This is a genomic window from Nesterenkonia ebinurensis (assembly GCF_008711175.1).
GTDB lineage: Bacteria > Actinomycetota > Actinomycetes > Actinomycetales > Micrococcaceae > Nesterenkonia > Nesterenkonia ebinurensis.
This window is the reverse complement of record NZ_VWNF01000036.1, coordinates 1-926: the sequence shown is the minus strand read 5'-3', so window position 1 is coordinate 926 and position 926 is coordinate 1. Positions and strand designations below refer to the sequence as shown.

Genomic DNA, 926 nt, shown 5'->3' with positions numbered 1-926 from the left:
GGAATCGTCCTAGCCCGACAACGAGCCATCATCCTCGACGGCATCCGCCCCCAAGCCATGACCACCCCACTACCAGCACAACCACTCACCGGAGAAGACCTCCACAAACTAGCCCACGGCCAACAGCTCCACCCATAGCCACCGCCAGCCACTGTCTCAACCAGCCCGATTCAAGATCTTGAGCCTGAATCCACTGCATCCCAAACTGGTGACATATTGGTACCATAATGGCATGAGCAAGCAGATTGCAGTCCGGCTGCCTGATGATCTCGCCGCTTTCGTTGACGCCGAGGTGGCTTCCGGCCGCGCCTCCAGCCGGGCCGGGGTGCTCACCCGCGCACTGGAACGCGAACGGCAGCACCAGCAGGCACTCTCAGATATCGCGATCCTCAAGAAAGATCTCTCCGCGGATGACTTAGACGATCTCGCCGCTTATGCGGCGAGGGCTCCTCTCGACGATCTGGACTGATGCATGCGCCCGATCCATCTGGCTCGACTCGACAAGACCCGCCCCGTTCTGGTGCTGACCCGGGAGCAGGTCCGCCCGTATCTGACTCGAGTGACTGTGGCGCCCATCACTTCAACCATTCGTGGCCTCTCCACTGAGGTGCCGATCGACTCCACCAACGGACTGGACCATGAGGGCGTAGCGTCCCTGGACAACATTCTCACCATTCCGGTCTCCAACCTGGGCCGGCTCATCGGTTATCTGCACCCAAGTCAGGAAGGGGCTCTCTCCGAAGCGATCGCCACCGCTTTCGACTTGGACTGAGCTGCTCCCCTTTCCCGAGCCCAAAGAGTCTCCGCCTGGTACAAGGCCACCCCACATTGCGCAGGAGACAGACGGGATGGCCGGTCTATAGGGCGACTACTGCCTCCTTACCCACTGGCGTTGGTTGACCATGGCAATGAACATTCCACCCAGT

2 protein-coding genes are annotated in these 926 nt (G+C 60.5%); both read left to right on the top strand.

Going from position 1 to position 926, the window contains the following annotated elements; all coding sequences use genetic code 11:
* Nucleotides 1–232 precede the first annotated feature (232 nt).
* The gene (locus F0311_RS11260; RefSeq protein WP_150462041.1) at nucleotides 233–469 is read left to right on the top strand and encodes a type II toxin-antitoxin system ParD family antitoxin; all 237 of its coding nucleotides are present in this window, start codon (nucleotides 233–235) and stop codon (nucleotides 467–469) included.
* A gap of 3 nt (nucleotides 470–472) precedes the next feature.
* Complete coding sequence (locus tag F0311_RS11255) at nucleotides 473–772, top strand: type II toxin-antitoxin system PemK/MazF family toxin (RefSeq protein ID WP_150462040.1); 300 nt, start codon at nucleotides 473–475, stop codon at nucleotides 770–772.
* Nucleotides 773–926: the final 154 nt, after the last annotated feature.